This window comes from Hydrogenophaga sp. (assembly GCF_019264445.1).
Lineage (GTDB): Bacteria > Pseudomonadota > Gammaproteobacteria > Burkholderiales > Burkholderiaceae_C > Hydrogenophaga.
This window is the reverse complement of record NZ_JAHVAB010000065.1, coordinates 61,177-78,542: the sequence shown is the minus strand read 5'-3', so window position 1 is coordinate 78,542 and position 17,366 is coordinate 61,177. Positions and strand designations below refer to the sequence as shown.

The 17,366-nt window shown below is 60.9% G+C and carries 15 protein-coding genes, 2 tRNA genes and 2 pseudogenes; 10 read left to right on the top strand and 9 right to left on the bottom strand.

Features of this window, described 5'->3' with window-relative positions; genetic code table 11:
• Nucleotides 1-42: 42 nt before the first annotated feature.
• Nucleotides 43-387 carry a CzcE family metal-binding protein gene (locus KXJ60_RS13930; RefSeq protein ID WP_171019856.1) on the bottom strand — a complete coding sequence of 115 codons (345 nt, stop codon included), beginning with the start codon at nt 385-387 and terminating at the stop codon, nt 43-45.
• A gap of 355 nt (nt 388-742) precedes the next feature.
• Between KXJ60_RS13930 and KXJ60_RS13925 the strand changes: the two genes are divergently transcribed.
• Nucleotides 743-892: a transposase gene (locus tag KXJ60_RS13925; protein ID WP_137917543.1), complete on the top strand. Its 150-nt coding sequence runs from the start codon at nt 743-745 to the stop codon at nt 890-892.
• A 320-nt stretch (nt 893-1,212) separates the two neighbouring features.
• On the opposite strand, the gene KXJ60_RS13920 is transcribed toward KXJ60_RS13925, so the two are convergent.
• Together KXJ60_RS13920 and KXJ60_RS13915 are read right to left on the bottom strand one after the other, a co-directional pair.
• Nucleotides 1,213-1,728: a site-specific integrase gene (locus KXJ60_RS13920; protein WP_291128911.1), complete on the bottom strand. Its 516-nt coding sequence runs from the start codon at nt 1,726-1,728 to the stop codon at nt 1,213-1,215.
• 279 nt (nt 1,729-2,007) lie between these two features.
• Nucleotides 2,008-2,967 carry an ABC-three component system protein gene (locus KXJ60_RS13915; protein ID WP_291128908.1) on the bottom strand — a complete coding sequence of 320 codons (960 nt, stop codon included), beginning with the start codon at nt 2,965-2,967 and terminating at the stop codon, nt 2,008-2,010.
• 931 nt (nt 2,968-3,898) lie between these two features.
• On the opposite strand from KXJ60_RS13915, the gene KXJ60_RS13910 reads away from it, so the two are divergent.
• The 4 genes and pseudogenes from KXJ60_RS13910 to KXJ60_RS13895 all read left to right on the top strand — a co-directional run bounded on the left by KXJ60_RS13910 (nt 3,899) and on the right by KXJ60_RS13895 (nt 5,900).
• Nucleotides 3,899-4,249, top strand: coding sequence for an HU family DNA-binding protein (locus tag KXJ60_RS13910; RefSeq protein ID WP_291128905.1), 351 nt, complete (start codon nt 3,899-3,901; stop codon nt 4,247-4,249).
• A 331-nt stretch (nt 4,250-4,580) separates the two neighbouring features.
• A pseudogene (locus tag KXJ60_RS13905) lies at nt 4,581-4,685 on the top strand (integrase); the annotation flags it as partial.
• 41 nt (nt 4,686-4,726) lie between these two features.
• A pseudogene (locus KXJ60_RS13900) lies at nt 4,727-5,104 on the top strand (nucleotidyl transferase AbiEii/AbiGii toxin family protein); the annotation flags it as partial.
• 313 nt (nt 5,105-5,417) lie between these two features.
• On the top strand, nt 5,418-5,900 hold the full coding sequence (locus tag KXJ60_RS13895) for a helix-turn-helix transcriptional regulator (RefSeq protein WP_291128900.1): 483 nt from the start codon (nt 5,418-5,420) through the stop codon (nt 5,898-5,900).
• 90 nt (nt 5,901-5,990) lie between these two features.
• Here the strand turns inward: KXJ60_RS13895 and KXJ60_RS13890 are convergent, their stop codons facing one another.
• On the bottom strand, nt 5,991-6,983 hold the full coding sequence (locus KXJ60_RS13890) for an integrase domain-containing protein (RefSeq protein WP_291128897.1): 993 nt from the start codon (nt 6,981-6,983) through the stop codon (nt 5,991-5,993).
• Nucleotides 6,984-6,993: 10 nt separating this feature from the next.
• Between KXJ60_RS13890 and KXJ60_RS13885 the strand changes: the two genes are divergently transcribed.
• Nucleotides 6,994-7,179 carry a hypothetical protein gene (locus KXJ60_RS13885; protein WP_291128887.1) on the top strand — a complete coding sequence of 62 codons (186 nt, stop codon included), beginning with the start codon at nt 6,994-6,996 and terminating at the stop codon, nt 7,177-7,179.
• Nucleotides 7,180-8,187: 1,008 nt separating this feature from the next.
• Nucleotides 8,188-9,312, top strand: a complete 1,125-nt coding sequence (locus KXJ60_RS13880; protein WP_291128884.1) for a tyrosine-type recombinase/integrase — start codon at nt 8,188-8,190, stop codon at nt 9,310-9,312.
• Between the two features lie 104 nt (nt 9,313-9,416).
• Here KXJ60_RS13880 and KXJ60_RS13875 read toward each other — a convergent pair.
• The 3 genes from KXJ60_RS13875 to hrcA form a co-directional block, all read right to left on the bottom strand.
• Nucleotides 9,417-9,493, bottom strand: a tRNA-Arg gene (locus tag KXJ60_RS13875).
• 28 nt (nt 9,494-9,521) lie between these two features.
• A tRNA-Ile gene (locus KXJ60_RS13870) sits at nt 9,522-9,598 on the bottom strand.
• 40 nt (nt 9,599-9,638) lie between these two features.
• A complete protein-coding gene (hrcA, locus tag KXJ60_RS13865) occupies nt 9,639-10,658 on the bottom strand; it encodes a heat-inducible transcriptional repressor HrcA (RefSeq protein ID WP_291128881.1) in 1,020 nt (339 codons plus the stop codon).
• Between the two features lie 94 nt (nt 10,659-10,752).
• On the opposite strand from hrcA, the gene KXJ60_RS13860 reads away from it, so the two are divergent.
• Genes KXJ60_RS13860 through rapZ form a run of 3 tightly spaced genes read left to right on the top strand, consistent with a single transcriptional unit; the run spans nt 10,753 to nt 14,291 of the window.
• Entirely contained in the window at nt 10,753-11,670 is a 918-nt protein-coding gene (locus KXJ60_RS13860; RefSeq protein ID WP_291128878.1) for an NAD kinase, read from the top strand.
• 55 nt (nt 11,671-11,725) lie between these two features.
• Complete coding sequence (gene recN / locus KXJ60_RS13855) at nt 11,726-13,369, top strand: DNA repair protein RecN (RefSeq protein ID WP_291128875.1); 1,644 nt, start codon at nt 11,726-11,728, stop codon at nt 13,367-13,369.
• 4 nt (nt 13,370-13,373) lie between these two features.
• Entirely contained in the window at nt 13,374-14,291 is a 918-nt protein-coding gene (gene rapZ / locus KXJ60_RS13850) for an RNase adapter RapZ (RefSeq protein ID WP_291128872.1), read from the top strand.
• A 1-nt stretch (nt 14,292) separates the two neighbouring features.
• On the opposite strand, the gene mutY is transcribed toward rapZ, so the two are convergent.
• Both mutY and KXJ60_RS13840 read right to left on the bottom strand, forming a co-directional pair.
• Nucleotides 14,293-15,378: an A/G-specific adenine glycosylase gene (gene mutY, locus KXJ60_RS13845; protein ID WP_291129006.1), complete on the bottom strand. Its 1,086-nt coding sequence runs from the start codon at nt 15,376-15,378 to the stop codon at nt 14,293-14,295.
• A gap of 8 nt (nt 15,379-15,386) precedes the next feature.
• On the bottom strand, nt 15,387-17,333 hold the full coding sequence (locus KXJ60_RS13840) for a dynamin family protein (protein WP_291128869.1): 1,947 nt from the start codon (nt 17,331-17,333) through the stop codon (nt 15,387-15,389).
• Nucleotides 17,334-17,366 lie beyond the last annotated feature (33 nt).

Sequence of the window (17,366 nt, the reverse complement as noted above, 5' to 3'; positions counted from 1 at the left end):
ATCCGGTCGACGGGCGAGCTATTTAGCCGTGCAGGCGGAAGCTCAACGGCGATACAACTGATTTTTGGTCACGTAGACCCGATAGTCCTTGCTCGTGAAGCCGGCAGGCGCGAACTGGGCAAGATCCCAAGACCGACCATCCAGACCATTGAAGGTCCACGAAAACTTCTTGCCACCCGCGCCTACAAAAGAGACTGTTTCCCCGTACTTCACGTTGGCGAACTTGGTTGCTTCAACGTCCACGATTCTTGATCCAGCGTCTGCGCTGGCCGACTGGCCTTGGACAGACTGACCATTGCGGAACGTTTCAGCGGCAGACACTGCCCCCAAGGTGCTGGTAAATGCGACTGCGAATGCTGCGCTACGGAGTGTTGAAAGTGCTTTCATTTGGAACCTCATTGGTGAATGGAACGGACCCTTGAGCTAGGCAGGGCTGCCCTCAAGAACCGACGCCAACTTTAAAAAACAGGCACCTACAGCATCAAGATCGAAGAATGACAAATCCGTCATGTTGCTTGGGAGGAAGGCGAGTTCATCTCTGCGCGCATGCGAAAGGGCACGCAGACGTTGCAGACCAACCAATCCGCGTGCGATGAACCGCCCCGGGACTGAGCTGACCCCCAGAAGTTGGACAAACTTCAAGGGGGTTCATGAAGAAGTGACGTGCCCCCGAAAAATCTGCACAGGTCAAAACTAGAGGTACGGTTGCTTCCCAAGGCCTCGAGAGGGGCAAGGGGAAGTGATGAAGAAGTCCCGATTCAGCGAAGAGCAGATCGCATATGCGCTGCGAATATCCGACGGCGGTACGCCAGTGGTAGACGTGTGCCGCCAGATCGGCATCTCAGAGGCCACGTTCTACACCTGGAAGAAGAAGTACGAGGAACTGGCGTGAGCGAGCTGCGCAAGCTCAGACAGCTTGAGGACGAGAACGCGCGCTTGCGGCGCATCGCTGCCGATCTAACGCAGGACAAACAGATCCTGCAGGAGGTCGTCAAAAAAAAGCTCTGAGGGCTGCCAAGCGCCGCGAGCTGGCAGCCTGGATGCAGGAACGTTTCAAGGTTAGCATGCACCGCTCTTGCCGACTGGCGCTGCTGCAGCGTTCGAGCTGGTACGCCAAGAGCGCGGCGCGCGATCAGATCGTCCTGCGTCAGCGTATTCGAGACCTAGCGATGAGCAGGCCCCGGTTTGGTTATCGGCGTGTCCTGGTGATGCTCACACTCCGCTACATCCCATCACGACCTCCTCGCGGCGCAAACCGCCCAACAGCATGACGGCCAGGATCGCACGGTCTCGCACGCCCTTGAGCGTGTGCGCATCAGGCGCCTCCAGCAAAGCCTGGGCTTGCGCCAAAGATAGAGCTGGCGTCTTTCCCTCGTGGCTCTCCAGGCGCGGCCTGCGCACGCCGCGTGCCGGGTTCGTGGAGATGAGCTGCTCATCGACCAGATGCTCCAGCAGCGAGGACAGGGCTGCGAGCTTTCGACGTTGGGTGCTCGGCGACAGGCCCTGGGCCTGCAGGTGGTGGCGCCAGGCCAGCACATGGGATCGCGCGACCTGAAGCAACTCGGACTGGGTTTGCAGCCCTGAGAACATGGCGAAGTCCCGCACGTCGGCCGCGTAGGCGCGCCGGGTGCAGACGCTGGAAAAGTTGGCGAGCCACTGGGTCTCGATGGCCATGAGGCCCAGTTGTGCGAAGCGGCTGGCTGCGCTGTCGCGTTCTGTGTCGAACACGGGGCCGCAGGGGAGGTTGTGGACGTGGGAGGAAGTCCGTGCGGGGCTGGGGTCGAAGAGTTTTTCGCGAGAAAGCATCGATGGTGGGTGTCTCCCCTTCCCTGCACGGTGCAGAAAATTCTGGGGGTCCCTGTATCGATAACATGTGTTTTCGATACGTCAAGGGCATGAGCCGACGCTTCGCTGCAGTTCTCGACTTCATCGATTTAGGGCAGCGGTGCAGCTATTTGCCGTCCTTAGGTTGGCATGTTCTTATTGACGCTATCGGCTGCTTAACCGTCAGCCTCTGGCGCGCTTCCATTCTTCGACCATGCGCAGCTCGAACTTCCGAATCTCGCCGCCAACGAGAGCGTTGACTCGGGTCCAGTGCGCACGTTGGGCAAACGCGCGGTAGAAGTCCAGAATTGCCATCTCCAGGCTGTCGCTGGACATGCCAATCGCCCGCAGCTGCTCGACGAACTGCCGGGTGTCCTTCATCGCGTCGATTTCCTCATCAGGGTAAGCGTCGTCGAAGGTTATTGGCAGGCGCTCGTCGTAGTACTCGCTGTTGACCTGCGCAAACTTCGCCCAGACCTCAGCGCCGGTGATGGGCTTGCGCTCACCCTGGATGAGCTCGATGGCTTCCCTGAGCCACCACCCTTCCATGCGTTCGCGGACATCAATGCGGAACTTCGCTGCTACCGACCGCAGGAGCGGGGCGAAGGCGGTGTCGAGCTCCTTGATGCGCAGCGAACTGTCGGCAATCACGATGCGGGCCAGAAAGTCGTCCTGTTGGGTCGCGGTCAGGGAGCTGAACGTGGTCTCAATCTGCGCACTCAGCGCGGCCTTCGAGCCCTTGAGTTCGGTGACGAGCTGGATGGCGAAGCCCGCTGGCTTGGCATCGGCACCGTCGAGGAAATACCGAAGCAGCGAAGTGGGACCGACGCGCGCCGTCGTCGCCATGCAGTACGAGTGGTCGCAGGCGAGGTTGCCGTCCCGGATGTACCGGTCGAGCCAGATGCGGACGGACTTCCAGAAGTCGGTCGACAGCGTGCCCACGGTCTCACCGACCTGCTTGTGCTTCAGCGATATCAGCGTTTTCTTGCCGTCGACGTCGCGCAGTTCGACGTCGTCGTCGGCCTCGATGAGCAGTGCTTGGCTCTCGTCCTGCTTCATCAGATGCGCGAGCGCAAAGCGAATCTGATAGACGTAGCCGAGCCCCTGCTCGCCGGCTGCGTACTTGTCCGTTTGTGTTGCCACTGGTCCTCCCTTGCTTGCCCGCGACGAATCACGGGTCAGATGCCCATGTCCTGGGTCTTCAGGTTCCTGCCGCTACAGGAATCATATCCATCGACTGGAGCGTTCGCTCGTGCCGGTACGCTGTTTGATCCGCGGTCCAGCGCCTGGAGCCAAGGGTGAAGTCGTCGGTCAGAACCACCGGCGTCCACTGACCGATGTTTATGTTCGCCGCCGATTCTGTCCGCGGCTCTGAATGACTCAATCAGTCTGAAGCCGCGACCCGGTTAGCAAGGACGCCGCGGAAGCGCCACCCGATAGCGGGAGGCAGCGCAACCTATAGCGCCTTCACACCGATTTGGCACTTTAGTGACAGTGATAAGGCTGAGAGCCGGCGTGACAACCGTTCCTATCAGTGCCGCCTGAGTGTGCATGAGCAAACGAGACTGTCGCCAATGCCACCAAGAACACAGCAATTCCTCTCCTCATATCCGTTCTCCTTTTTCGGGTTGAAGCAAATCAGAATCTTCTCGTGCCACCAGCGTAGCTAGAACAGCAAGTCGAGAAGCCGCACCCACAGTGCGCCATGTCAAATCTAAGGGGTTCGGCGCCCTGGCGATATCCTCTATATGTGGGAGCAATGACCACTACCGTGAGAAAGTTGCAGTTTCCCTAGATGGAAGAATGCGGCAGCCTAGCTGACACGGCGCCCGCGACGACGCGAGCTACCTAGTTGTCGTAGCGACGAACGACTGCGTAGCCGCTGTTCCACCCTGGTCGCCCTGGGCGAAGTTCAGGGCTATCCAGCCATCAGGCTCCACGGCCCTTGAACTTTGCGTGGTCGCTCAACGTTTTTACAATCGTGTTGCGCACTATGCGCATTTTCATCACTCGAAAGTAGACAAAGAAGGCCGCACCCGTCGCGAAAAAGACCGTCGCAGCCCCCAAGGCAGCTGTGGCCAAGAAGCCGGCCGCGAGCCTGGCGCTCCTGAGGCCGATCAAGACTGCCTTCAACAAGACTACGCTGCAAGCTCACCTGGCTGAACTCGCCGGCGTCGAGCCGAAGGCCGCCAAAGCGCTCCTGGCAGCGCTGGAAGCCACGATCGTTGCCTCCATGAGCAAGAAGGGCCTGGGCGAGTTCACGCTGGCAGGTCTGCTCAAGATCACCGCGCAGGCGATTCCGGCGAAGAAGAAGCGCCGCGGCATCGACCCCTTCACCAAGGTCGAGCGCGAATTCGCAGCCAAGCCCGCCACCGTGCGCGTGAAGGTCCGCCCCCTAAAGAAGATCAAGGATGCCTCTCTCTAAGGTGTCCTGGGCGCTTGGCCGCAAGCTGAGCGCCCAGATCAGCAGCGCTGTATCTGGGGGCAAGCCACGAAGAGCCCCATTAAGCCAATCCTGCGCTCTCCAAGAAGCTCGTTCTCACGCTGGTCGAACGCCCGTTCCTGAGGGCAGTCATTCACTCCTGTGCCGTCGAGCGACTGCTTGACGCGAATGCAGACGGTGGGCAGCGGTCAAAACCTGACACAGCTGTCGTGGTCACTCGTGGACACCGGCTTCCGGAAAGCGCACCTTTGCGGCCCGTCCACTCGATAGGAGACCATGATGGAGTCCGCTGCAGACACGGTTCATAGCGAGCATGGGTGAGGGATGGAACAAGGGCAAGATCGTCGGTCAGACGGCGCCCTTCAAGCCTAAAGACATCTGGACACTGCGCGTGCGCCTTCAAATGGAGAACCGGGTGAGCGCTACTTCGCCTTGAGCAAGGAGGACCAGAACGAAGTTCTGGAGCAGGCCCGGGCGAAGACAGGAAGGCCTGCCCATCTGTTGGAGAAGGACCTGTGGGTCGTCTGGACGCTCAGCGCCTTGTTTGAATCACCGTTTGCAGCCGACCTCACCTTCAAGGGTGGCACATCGCTCTCCAAGGCGTACAAGATCATCGATCGGTTCTCCGAGGACATTGACCTCACCTACGACATCCGCAAACTGATTGCGGACCTCACAGGTGACGAGTACTTTCTCCCAGCGAGCCGCAGCCAGGCCAGTAAATGGAGCAAGGCCGTCAGGGATCGGCTCCCCGGCTGGATTGGATCTACCGTACAGCCACATCTGCAATCGGCGCTTGAGCGCGAGCGACTTGGGGCAACGCTGGAAATCGGAGGCGCGGAGCACGACACACTGCCGACTACGCGAAGATGTTGGAGGACGAGGTCATGGTGGGTGATGCCCTGCCCTTCGATCAACTGATACAGGCCTGCGCCCAGGTGCAAGCTCGGGCCAACGCTGCCGCTCGCACATAACCCCGGTCGGTCGAATAGCGACACGCATCTCGAATGCGGCCGCGGTGCGGAATCAAAGAGCCCAAAGAAATGGTGTTGAAAATACCCATTATCAATACCGACTCGCCAAACAGAAAAATGCTCCAGTCTTCATACATGTATGGGATGCGCCGCAGGCGCTGTCGTACGATGCGGGCATGACCACCTTTGCCGAAACCCTCAAAAAAGAGATCTCCCGCGTGGCCCGTAAGGAACTGCGCGAGGAGATCACGGCGCTGCGCAAGCTCGGCGCGACCCAGCGTTCCGACATCTCGGCCTTGAAGAAGGAAGTCAAGTCGCTTCAGTCGAGTTTGAAAAAACTGGAGAAGTTGCGCGCGGCGCCCTCTTCCTCTGGCTCCTTGGCAAAACCTTCGCCGACGGCCAAACCCACTCCCGATACACCCCGGGGAAAACCAGGCCGTAAAGTGACGTTCACTGCGGAGCGGCTGAAAGCCCAACGCGCCCGACTCGGCCTCACACAGGAACAAATGGGCCAACTGCTAGGGGCCTCTTCCTTGTCGATCTGGAAGTGGGAGTCTGGCGGCGCTGTTCCGAGGACTTCACGTGTTCCCGACATCTTGAAGAAGATTGCAATGGGCAAGCGCGAAGCCTTGACGTTCATTGAACAGCGGGTGGCCTGACGACCCAGCCTGCTGGGAAAATCGGCTGGGTCAGGGCAACCTGGCCTCGCGTATGTGCATTTGGGGCAGGTCTGCACCCACCCGTCTTCCTCAGCAGAGGAAAACCTCTACGCCGTCATCCGGCTGCACGCCACCGAGCAGGGGAGTGACCATCACGCGGCCAGGAAGCAACTTTTGAAGCAGCGCGTGGACACCATGGAGCACATCCCACTTGACGCCCTCCTCAAGGCCCACGGTAAGAACGAAGCGCTCGTTGTGTGGCATTTCAATCCCCAATGCGGCACGTCCCGTCAACCACGCACGCTTCACACCCAGTTCCAACAACCCTGGGGCGACGCCGGGCGTGTTCTGAACTATCTCGATCAGCTTCTCGATGCGCTGTTGTTGCAACTTGCTCATCATCGACACCGAGCTGAGATACGCCGTGGAAATGTCCTTGCGCCAGTGGCCCAGAGCTTCTGACACCTTCTTGTAGGCATGGTCGACCAGTTCACGGTTCTGTTTGAACCACGCTGGCGACTGCTCACCCTCAGCCGGCGGACGGTGGCCAGTGATGTCCTCGAACATGTCGGCGGCAAACTGGTGACGCAGACCGTGACTCGCAACACCCATGGCTTTCTTGTTGATACCGTACTTGCGCAGCACGTGGTAATACTTGGTCCGCGCCTCTTCCATCGTCAGGCGCGGGTAGCCCATCTCACCCTTGTTGTTGTGCTCGTCAGCCCAGGCGCGCGCGCGCTCAAGAACATCGCGCTGTTTGGCCTGCTTCACAGGATCCTTCATGAAGGGCACAAAGCGACCCAAACCACCCTTCGTGCCCAGTTTGATCGCAATGCCTTCACCGCGCTCGGCCTCACGTGGGCGAAAGCTCAGCGCCTCTTTGACACGCAAGCCGAAGTGCAACTCGAGCTCGAACAGGAGTGCCTCCTGAGGATTTTCGACCGCGACGACTTCAATGATCGCGTGGGCATCCACCCCGGCAGCCTTCCAGCTCTTGCTGCCGTGGGTCACTTGCGCACGCGTCACGGCGGATTTTTCGACACCTTTCGCCTCCAGTGCCTGGTATGAGGCGATGCTCAACACGGCAGGCGCCTTGAACGACTTCGACAACATCTTGGTATGTGGCGGCGGTGGCGCGGTGTTCTTTGAGTTTCTCCGCGCACATGCGCCTGAGCTGCGCCGACGCCTGAGGATGGATGGTGGCTCAACCTTCTCCAACGTGCGCGGTTTCCAAGTAGTGGCCGACTACTCAGCGAACGAAGCCTCCGCAAACCGTTGATCGAGGGAGCACATCATGGTGCAACGAAAACGATCAGAGAAACCAGGTGAAGCTCTGAGGGTCAGGGTCGTCGTTTTGAGTATTGCGGACGGCACTCCTCGGAAGACTCACGCCAGCCGTTTCACGGCAAAACACGTCCTGTCGCTTGCCTGGGCCACACGCAATGGCGTTGTCGCCGAAACCATGAGACGCGGGCCAGCGTGAAACGCGATGGACAGTTGGGGCAGGCGTGCGAGCACTGACAAGGGCCAGCGCGCAGGACTGGTCGTGATCGATTGACCAGGTTCGGTCAGCCCAATACATTTCTAGTCACCGTACGACAGTACGTGAAGGCACATGCCTTCCTTCAACTTGAGTTCACTGATTTTTATGAGTGAGCTCCACCCAGATCAGCGTTGCGACAAGTCTCGAATGAAAAGACTGGTCATGTCGTCTGATTGATTCTGATCTGACCTAGATACCTGGGTCGGCGCACGCAAATGCGTGAAGGCGAAATCCTTCAATCATCGCGAGCTAGCGGCCATTTATGCGCCAGCTCCGCACCGGCCGCCTTCTGCGCAGGCCACACGGCTTTTTCCTGTCCCGCTCCTCGCAAGGCGGGTTTCTCATTTTTTCCTTTTTCATCACTTGGGCAAGTTGTCTGTGCCCAGGCTCGGCTTTGCCTCACTGAGGCGCTTGCGTACTGCCGTGCTCTTGACAAGTGACTGACCTATGCAATCTTGATCAGAGAGAACTACACATGAAAGAAAAACCACGGCCCGACTTCGACGATGAGTTCCATCGGTACTGCATGAACCGCCAGGGCGCCATTCAAGCACTTTGCGTCAAGCCAAGCTACTTCGACATGCACATCAGGCCGCGCCTGAGAACAGCAAAGAAAGGCACTTCTCTCCTGTTCCTTTGCGAAGAAGTGAAGGCGATCGCATACGAAATGTTCAATGCACCCGGCACTGAGCTCGCTCGCGCCGACGACATGCAGACGCAACCAGAAAAAACGAGTGCAACACCATGGGAAAAAAATCAACCGGCATCTACAAACGGCAAAACGGCAACTGGGTCGTCGATAAATTCGTCGAGCGCGTTCGGCTTTACCAAAGCTTTGAATCGTATGAAGACGCAGAAGCGTGGCTCACCCGGGAACTAGAGGCACTACGGCAGACGCGTGTCCATGGAGCCACCCCCCAGATCACCTTCGACCAAGCTGCTGGGCGCTTCATTGAAGAGAATGTGCATATGGCGTCAGTAGAGTCATCTGGCTATCACCTGAAGGCTGTGATGCCCTACATTGGCGACCTTCTGCTTGAGCAAGTTCACTCCGGAACACTGCAGCCTTTCATCGATGCTCGACGCGAGGCAAAGATCTCACACAAAACGATCAATTTGAGCTTGGGCGCGGTGCGCCGAGTCCTCAATCTGGCAGCGGGGACATGGCGCGATTCCGAGTCGGGCAAGCCCTGGCTGGTCTCTGCCCCCCTGATCACCATGTTGCCTTTGACAGGTCATCAGCGCCTGCCACGGCCGATCACTTGGGACGAGCAGGTGCTTTTACTGAAAGAGTTGCCGAAGCATCTTCACGACATGGCGCTGTTTACCCTGCACAGCGGCGTGCGAGATGATGTGGTTTGTAATCTCCAATGGGCTTGGGAGATCCCAGTGCCGGAGCTCAACATCTCTGTTTTTGAGACTCCGCCAGAAAACGTCAAGGGGCGCCGCACTTCAAAGCTGGTGGTGTGCAACAGCATTTCTCAGGCCGTGATTGAGGAAGCACGCGGACATCACCCTACCCACGTTTTTGCGATGTCTTGGCGCCACCGTGCACTGGGACCAATTAAGGCCATGAACAACAGCGCGTGGCAAGCAGCGCGCTCAAGGGCTGGTCTGGGCGATCTGCATGTCCACGACCTTCGCCATACTGTGGGCATGCGACTGCGTGAGGCCGGCGTCAGTGAGTCGACCCGGCGGGACGTCCTGTGGCACAGCAATCGCTCCGTCACGGACCACTACTCAATGGCCCAGATTCGAGAGATCCATGAGGCCCTAGAGAAGATCACGCAGCCGACAAATGGCTGGAACAAGAGCCTCCAGGCACTGAAGGCAGAGCATGCGTTGCGAAAAGCCAGCAAGCAGGTGTAGGGCATCGGTTGCAGAGGGGGATTCCGAGTCCCGCAAAAGTCCCGCAGCAAAGAAAAACGGGCTAGCCCTTGTGGAGCTAACCCGTTGTTCTAGAACGTAAATTCTGGTGCGGCTGGCAGGAATTGAACCCACGACCCCTTGGTTCGTAGCCAAGTACTCTATCCAACTGAGCTACAGCCGCGAAGCCTTGAATTATAGCAGAAGTTTTTTGGTAGGCCGTGTTGGACTTGAACCAACGACCAAAGGATTATGAGTCCTCTGCTCTAACCAACTGAGCTAACGGCCCGACCGAACGCGAGATTGTAGGGGCGGGGCCGACGATCAACTCACTTGTGGTGACTCAGTGCGTTGCCCACCAGCTTCGCCGTCACGTCCACGATCTGGATCATCCGTTCGTACGACATGCGCTGCGGGCCAATCACCCCCAGCGTACCCACCACCTGGCCATCCACCTCGTAGGGGGCTGTCACCACCGACAGATCTTCGTAGGGCACCACCTGGCTTTCACCTCCGATGTAGATGCGCACACCATCGGCCTGGGCAGACACGTCCAGCAAGCGAATCAACTGGGTCTTCTGTTCGAACAAATCAAACATGCGGCGCAAGTTGCCCATGTCGCTGGAAAACTCGCTCACCGACAGCAGATTGCGTTCGCCCGATACCACTACCTCGTCCTGCGCTTCACCCGCCTCGGCACCGATGTCGACAGCGGCCTTCATGAGATCAGCAATTTCGCCGCGCAGGGCATCCAACTCGGTCTTCAGGCGCTCGCGCACCGCTTCCATGGTGAGCCCTGAGTAATGAGCGTTGAGGAAGTTGGCGGCCTCGAGCAGTTGCGCCTGCGTGAAGCTGACTTGCGTGTGAATGATGCGGTTTTGAACGTCCCCATCGGGCGACACGATGATCACCAGGACGCGGCGCTCGGACAAGCTGAGAAACTCGATATGCCGGAACACCGATGCACGTCGAGGCGCCATCACGACGCCCACAAACTGCGACAGGTTTGACAACATCTGGGCGGCGTTGCTGATCACGCGGTGCGGCTGACCCGCCTCAAGACCTGGCGCCTTCATGTCGCTGACCGACGTCAAGCTTTCTCGCCGGACGGTGAGCATGGTGTCCACAAACAACCGGTAGCCACGCGCGGTGGGAATGCGCCCCGCCGAGGTGTGCGGGCTGGCGATCAAGCCGAGTTCCTCCAGGTCGCTCATCACGTTGCGAATGGTGGCTGGAGAGAGCTCCATGCCAGCTGCCTTGGCCAGCGTGCGCGAGCCCACGGGCTGCCCATCAGCGATGTATCGCTCGACGAGGGCTTTGAGCAGCAGCTTGGCGCGGTCATCCAACATGGCTTGATTTTAAGGACGGATGAGGCCGCCACAACCGCTTCCTGCAAGGGTTTGATGGCATTCCACCACGGAGAAGCTGTGTTGTAATTTCCGCATGAGCATGCCCCCCGAACACCGGTCCACCCCCGCCCGATGGAGCCGGCCCTTGCGTTTCGCGCATGTCGTCATCGTCGGTAAGTACCACGCTCCTGGCGCGCGCAATGCCGTGGAAGAGATCGCGCACTTTCTGCATGACGAAGGCTGCGAGGTGTCACTCGAGCGGGAAACCGCCTCCAATACCGGTCTGCAACAGTACCCTGCGCTGGACGTGCCCGCCATGGGAAAAGCTTGCGACCTCGCTCTGGTGGTGGGTGGCGACGGCACGATGCTCGGGATCGGGCGACAGCTGGCGCGCTACGGTGTACCCCTGGTCGGCATCAACCAGGGGCGTCTGGGCTTCATCACCGACATTCCGTTCGACAGTTACCGCGAAAAGTTGCGCCCCATGTTGCGCGGCGAGTTTGAAGAAGACTCCCGCGCGCTGATGGCCGCCACCGTCTGGCGAGACGGTCGATGCGTGTTTGAAGCCACCGCGCTCAACGACGTGGTGGTCAACCGCGGTGGCGTGGCCAGCATGATCGAACTGCGCGTCGAGGTCGACGGCCATTTCGTGGCGAACCAGCGTGCGGACGGCTTGATCATTGCCTCACCCACCGGCTCCACCGCCTACGCCTTGTCGGCTGGCGGCCCCCTGCTCCACCCGGGCATTGGCGGCTGGGTGATGGTGCCGATTGCGCCCCACACGCTCTCCAACCGCCCCGTGGTCATTCCTTCGCACAGCGAAATCGCGGTGGAGATCGTCTCCGGTCGGGATGCGAGTGCCAATTTCGACATGCAGTCCCTCACCAGCCTGCTGCATGGGGACCGCATCGTGGTGCGCCGGTCCGAGCACTCGCTGCGACTGCTCCACCCGGCTGGCTGGACCTACTTCGACACGCTGCGCAAAAAACTGCACTGGAACGAAGGGGCCTGAAAGCCCGGTCAAAATAGCGGCCTCCGCCAACCTCCCAACGCCGCACCGCACTTTCATGAGCCTCAGACGCATCGTTTTGCGCGACTTCGTCATCGTGCAGTCACTGGAACTGGATCTCGGCCCTGGCTTTGGCGTACTGACCGGAGAAACCGGTGCTGGCAAATCCATCTTGATCGACGCACTGCAGCTCGCGCTGGGTGCGCGGGCCGACAACGGCGTGGTGCGCGAAGGCGCCACCCGCTGTGACATCGCGGCGGAATTCGATGCCCCGGCCACGCTCGGTCCGTGGCTGGAGGAACAGGGCTTTCCGGCCGAAGACAGTCTGCTGCTGAGGCGCACGATCGATACGGAGGGCCGCAGCCGTGCCTGGATCAATGGCAGTGCCGCCACCGTCGCGCAGCTGAAGGCATTGGCCGATGGATTGGTGGACATTCACGGCCAGCATGCCTGGCAGAGCCTGACGCGGGCAGACGCTGTACGTGAATTGCTCGACGCCTACGCAGGCATCGACACCGGGCCCGCAGCACGTGCATGGACACAGTGGCGGCAGCGAAGAAAAGCGCTGGACGACGCCACAAAGAAGCAACACACACTGCAGCAGGAAAGCGAAAGGCTGGCCTGGCAGATTGCCGAGGTCGACAAGCTCGCCCCCCAGGTTGACGAGTGGGATGAGCTCAATGCGCAGCACAGCCGGCTGGCCAACGCGCAAGGCTTGCTGGATGCGGCGCAGATCGCGGCAGAAGCCCTGGATGAAGCAGACACCAATGCCGCCGCCTTGATTCACCGTGCGCTCTCGGCACTGCAGGACCAAGCGCACATCGAGCCGCAGTTCGCCAGCGCCATCGAAGCGCTGGAGGCGGCACTGGCACAGGTTCAGGACACGGTGCATCACCTGCACCAGTACAGCCGCCATACCGAACAGGATCCTGCAAGCCTGGAAGCCCTGGACCAGCGCCTGTCGCTGTGGGTCTCGCTGGCGCGGCGCTATCGGCGCACGCCCGAAGAGCTGGCGCAGGTGCACGCCCAATGGAAAACCGAGCTGGCCGTGATCGATCAGGCGCTGGACATCAACGCCCTTGAGAAGGCAGAGCGCGCCGACTGGAAAGCCTTCATGGCAGCGCTTCAGTCCATCACCAAGGAACGCCAGAAGGCAGCACCCAAACTCTCCAAAGCCGTGACCTCCACCATGCAGACACTGGGCATGGAGGGTGGCGCGTTTGAGGTGGCGCTGGTGGCCCTGGATGAACCCCAGGCCCACGGCGCAGAACAGGTCGAGTTTCGAGTGGCGGGCCATGCAGGTGCCACGCCCAAACCCGTGGGCAAGGTGGCATCCGGCGGCGAGCTCTCGCGGATTGCACTGGCCATTTCGGTGGTCACCAGCCGCCTTGGACACGCGCCCACCCTGATCTTTGATGAGGTGGACTCCGGCATTGGTGGTGCAGTGGCCCACACCGTCGGGCAACTGCTGCGCCAGCTGGGCAAGGACCGCCAGGTGCTCGCTGTGACCCACCTCCCGCAAGTGGCTGCGTGTGCCGATCACCACTTGCTGGTGAGCAAACTGGCCACGGGCAAACAGACCCAAAGCACCGTGACGCCCATTGCCACCGAGGCACGCGTGCGCGAGCTCGCACGCATGCTCGGAGGCGGCGAGCAGTCTGAAATCTCGCTCGCCCACGCGCGCGAAATGCTGGCCGCGTAAGCCCATGAGCTCGCCTGAAGACACCCCCATCCACCTCGTGCTGATCACCGGCATGTCGGGGTCTGGAAAGTCGGTGGCGCTCACTGCGCTTGAAGACGTGGGTTTCTATTGCGTGGACAACCTGCCGCCCGAGTTGCTGGAAGCGTTCATTGAGCTGGAGCAGAGTCACCAGGCGGCCCGGGTTGCCATCGCCATGGATGTGCGCAGTGCGGCCTCGCTGCCCGGACTGCCCAAGCGCCTTTTGCAGCTGCAGCGTCGCACCACCCGCCCGGTGCATCTCACGACCGTGTTTCTGGATGCCACCACCGAAACCCTGGTGCGTCGATTCTCTGAAACCCGCCGCCTCCACCCGCTCTCACTCAAACAAGCCCACGACCAGCATCGTGCGCTGACCGACGCCATCGAGCACGAGCGCGACATCCTGGCAGAACTCCGAGATCAGGCGCTGGTGCTCGACACCAGCCTGATCCGGCCGACCCGATTGCGCAGTCAGATCAAGGACTTGCTGGGCGCCACACAGGCACCGCTCACGCTGGTGTTCGAGTCGTTTGCCTTCAAACGCGGCATTCCGATGGACGCTGACTTCGTGTTCGACGTGCGCATGCTGCCCAATCCCCATTACGAGCCGGAGCTCAAACCCCTGAGCGGGCTGGATGCGCCAGTGGCCAACTACCTGGCAGGCCAGCCCGAGGTGCTCCAGATGGAAGCGCAGATCACGGGCTTTCTGAACCACTGGCTGCCGCAGATGCTGCGCGATCACCGCAGCTATGTCACTGTGGCCATTGGCTGCACGGGCGGCCAACACCGCTCGGTGTACTTGGTGGAGCAACTGGCGCGCTCATTTGGCGCCCACTGGTCCACGCGCGTGCGCCACCGCGAGGACGACAGCTGGCCAGGCCCCCTCCGGGCTGCCGAGCACTGAGCTAGCTCAGCGCGGCCAGCATCTGGCGCACTGGCGCCGGCAAACCCCAATCGCCCAACGCAGTTGCCGATACCCATTGACCCGCCGGCAAACCATTCGCATCTTGCGTGGCCGTCAGATCCAGCCGCAGCGGGTGCAATCTCAGTTCACGGTGGGTCAAGCTGTGCGCCACCGGCTCCAGCGGCACAAGCCCCTCTTGCACGCCCGCAACCAGCGCCGTACGAAGCGCTTCCTCGTCAGAGAAAACGGGCGGCGCGTAGAGCCCGGCCCATATGCCGCGGTCCGGCCGGCGCTCCAACCAGAATTGCCTTGATCCGTCGCTCGTCGTGCGACAGATCAACAACAGCCACCAGCTCTCAAAGCGCCGCTGCAGCCGTCGGCTCTTGACCGGGAAGCGTTGCACCTGATCAGACGCGTGGGCCTGACACACAGCCTGCACAGGGCATCGCGCACACAGCGGCTTGGAGCGCAGGCAGACCGTCGCGCCCAGATCCATCAGGCCCTGGGTGTACGCGGTCATGTCATCGCCAGAGGGTGCATCCGGCAACAAGGATTGCGCCAGATGCCAGAGCTCGCGTTGCGGCTGCGCCTGCGCAAGATCACCTTCAAACGCCAGCAGGCGGGACAAAACCCGCCGCACATTGCCGTCAAGAATGGAGACACGTTCGCCGTGGCAAAAGGCTGCAATCGCAGCCGCCGTCGACGCTCCAATGCCTGGCAGTGTTTCCAGCTGCTCTGCTGTTGCAGGAAAGACGCCGCCATGCTCGCTCATCACCACCTGCGCACACCGATGGAGATTGCGCGCACGGCTGTAGTAACCCAACCCGCTCCACAGCGCCATCACCTCGTCAGCGGAGCCCTCGGCCAACGCACCTACCGTGGGAAAGCGAAGCAGAAAACGGGGGTAGTACGACAGAACGGTGCTCACCTGCGTTTGCTGCAGCATCACCTCCGACAGCCACACACGATAAGGGTCGCGCGTGTGCTGCCAGGGCAGGCCGCTGCGGCCGGAATGGCGCTGCCATGCAATCAGCAACGGGGCGAATGTGACGGGCAACACCCGGCCGCCGGCCTGCGGCGACGACATCGCCGCGCTCATGCCGCCAGGGCTTCGTCGGGTTGTTCGGCCTCGGGGGCGGCCAGCAGGTGGTCGGTCAATTCAGCCAGTTTGGCGTCGAGCAGGTTGAGCTCGGCCTGGTGCGCCTGGAGTTCACGGATGCGCTCGTCCAGGCCTCCAGCGGCTTGCTGAATGCGGGACACCGCCTCAATGCGTCGGCTGAAATTGCGCCGGCGCTCGCGCAGCTGGGCGTCCAGTTGCGCTGCGGCAGACTTGTTCCAGAGCTCGACCTCGTTCACCGCCGTGTCGTACACCACGCGCAAGCGGCTCATGAGTGCGCGCGCCAGGCGCTCGGCAAACTCCGGCTGCGCCAAACGCAATGCATTGCCCAGGCTAAGGTACTGCAGGTGGCTTTTCTCGATGAGGTCGAGGTCTTTCACGTACTGCCCCAGCCGCGGTGGTGTGGGCGCCTGCAACGAGAAGCCGTACTCCGCGTTGAGATTCTTGAAACTGCCTTCGAGCATGGACTGGATGTCCCCGGCCATGCGGTCGGCCTTGACGAGATCAGCGCGCAGACGATCGAACGTGTGGTCATACGCGCGGCGCACACCGAGCTTGATGCCCGGTTGTTTCAAGGCCTTGCCCAGCGTGGCCACCTCCGACTTGAGGTGAGACGCGCTCAGCATGGCGAACAAATCCTTGAGCAGGCGCAGGTGCACAGAGCGCACTGCCTGGATCTTCGCGCCGCTGGCGTCGAAATCGGCCTGTTCTTGCTCGATGCGCAAACGCATCTGCTTGATGACGCCGGTATTCTTGCCGCGCAGCCCTTCGAGCTCCTGAATCTGCTCGACCAGATCCCGCGCGCGCGTGTGCACCATGCGCCCTGTCTCGGTGCGCAACGACTGGATGCCATTGGCCACCGCAGCGCCCAGAATCTTGCGGCGCTGACCCAGCAGATCAACACCCAACGCCGTCTCGAGCTCCATCAGGTTGCTCGCGGCCAGCAATTGCTTGTCGCGGTGCACTTTGGCCAGCAAGCCCTTCTGCGCCGAAACGGCCAGCACCTGCTGAGGCGCCAATCCAAGAATCTCGGCCGAGTCGGTGCGCTGCGAAGCGATCTGCAGCTGCACCTGCTCGGGCGAGCTCAATGCGTCCCACATGGTGTCGATCTTGTTGAGCACCACCAGCCGCGACTCCCGGCCTTCGCCCAGTACGGCAAGGTGCTGACGCCAGATGGTCAGGTCGGATTTCGTGACCCCTGTGTCTGCCGCCAGGATGAACACCACCGCATGGGCCTGCGGCAAAAGACTGACCGTCAGCTCGGGCTCGGCGCCGATCGCATTGAGCCCCGGCGTGTCGAGGATCACCAGGCCCTGCTTGAGCAGCGGGTGCGCCATGTTGATCAACGCATGGCGCCATTTCGGCACCTCGATAAGACCATCCGGCCCGGGCAGCGGGTTGTCCTCCGGCACTTCCTCGTGCCAGAAGCCGAGTGCAGCGGCTTCGGCCTGAGTGACGCGCCGGACTTCGGCCACCTTCTGGATGGCACGAGCCAGCTGCTTGGGGTCATTCACGTCCAGATCGACGCGCTCCCACTTGTCCAGTGCATTGCGCCAGTCGAGCAAGGACTGCGGCTGCAGACGCGTTTCGATGGGCAACAGACGAAGGCATGGCTGCACTTCTGCGTCATAACCCAACTCGGTGGGGCACATCGTGGTGCGCCCCGCGCTGGCCGGCATGATCCGCCGGCCGTAGCCGGCGAAAAACATGGCGTTGATCAGCTCGGACTTGCCGCGGGAGAACTCCGCCACGAAAGCCACCATGATCTTGTCGTTCTTGACCTGCGAGTGCAATTGATCGAGGCGCTCGCGCACCCCGGACTCCATCAGGTCGTGGTCAGTCAACCATTCAGACAGCAGTTTCAAACGCAAGGCAAACTGCTTGCGCCACACACCGTGCTGATCGAATTCCTGATTGAAGCTCATGGGCCTTGGCTCGTTGACAATCAATCAATATAG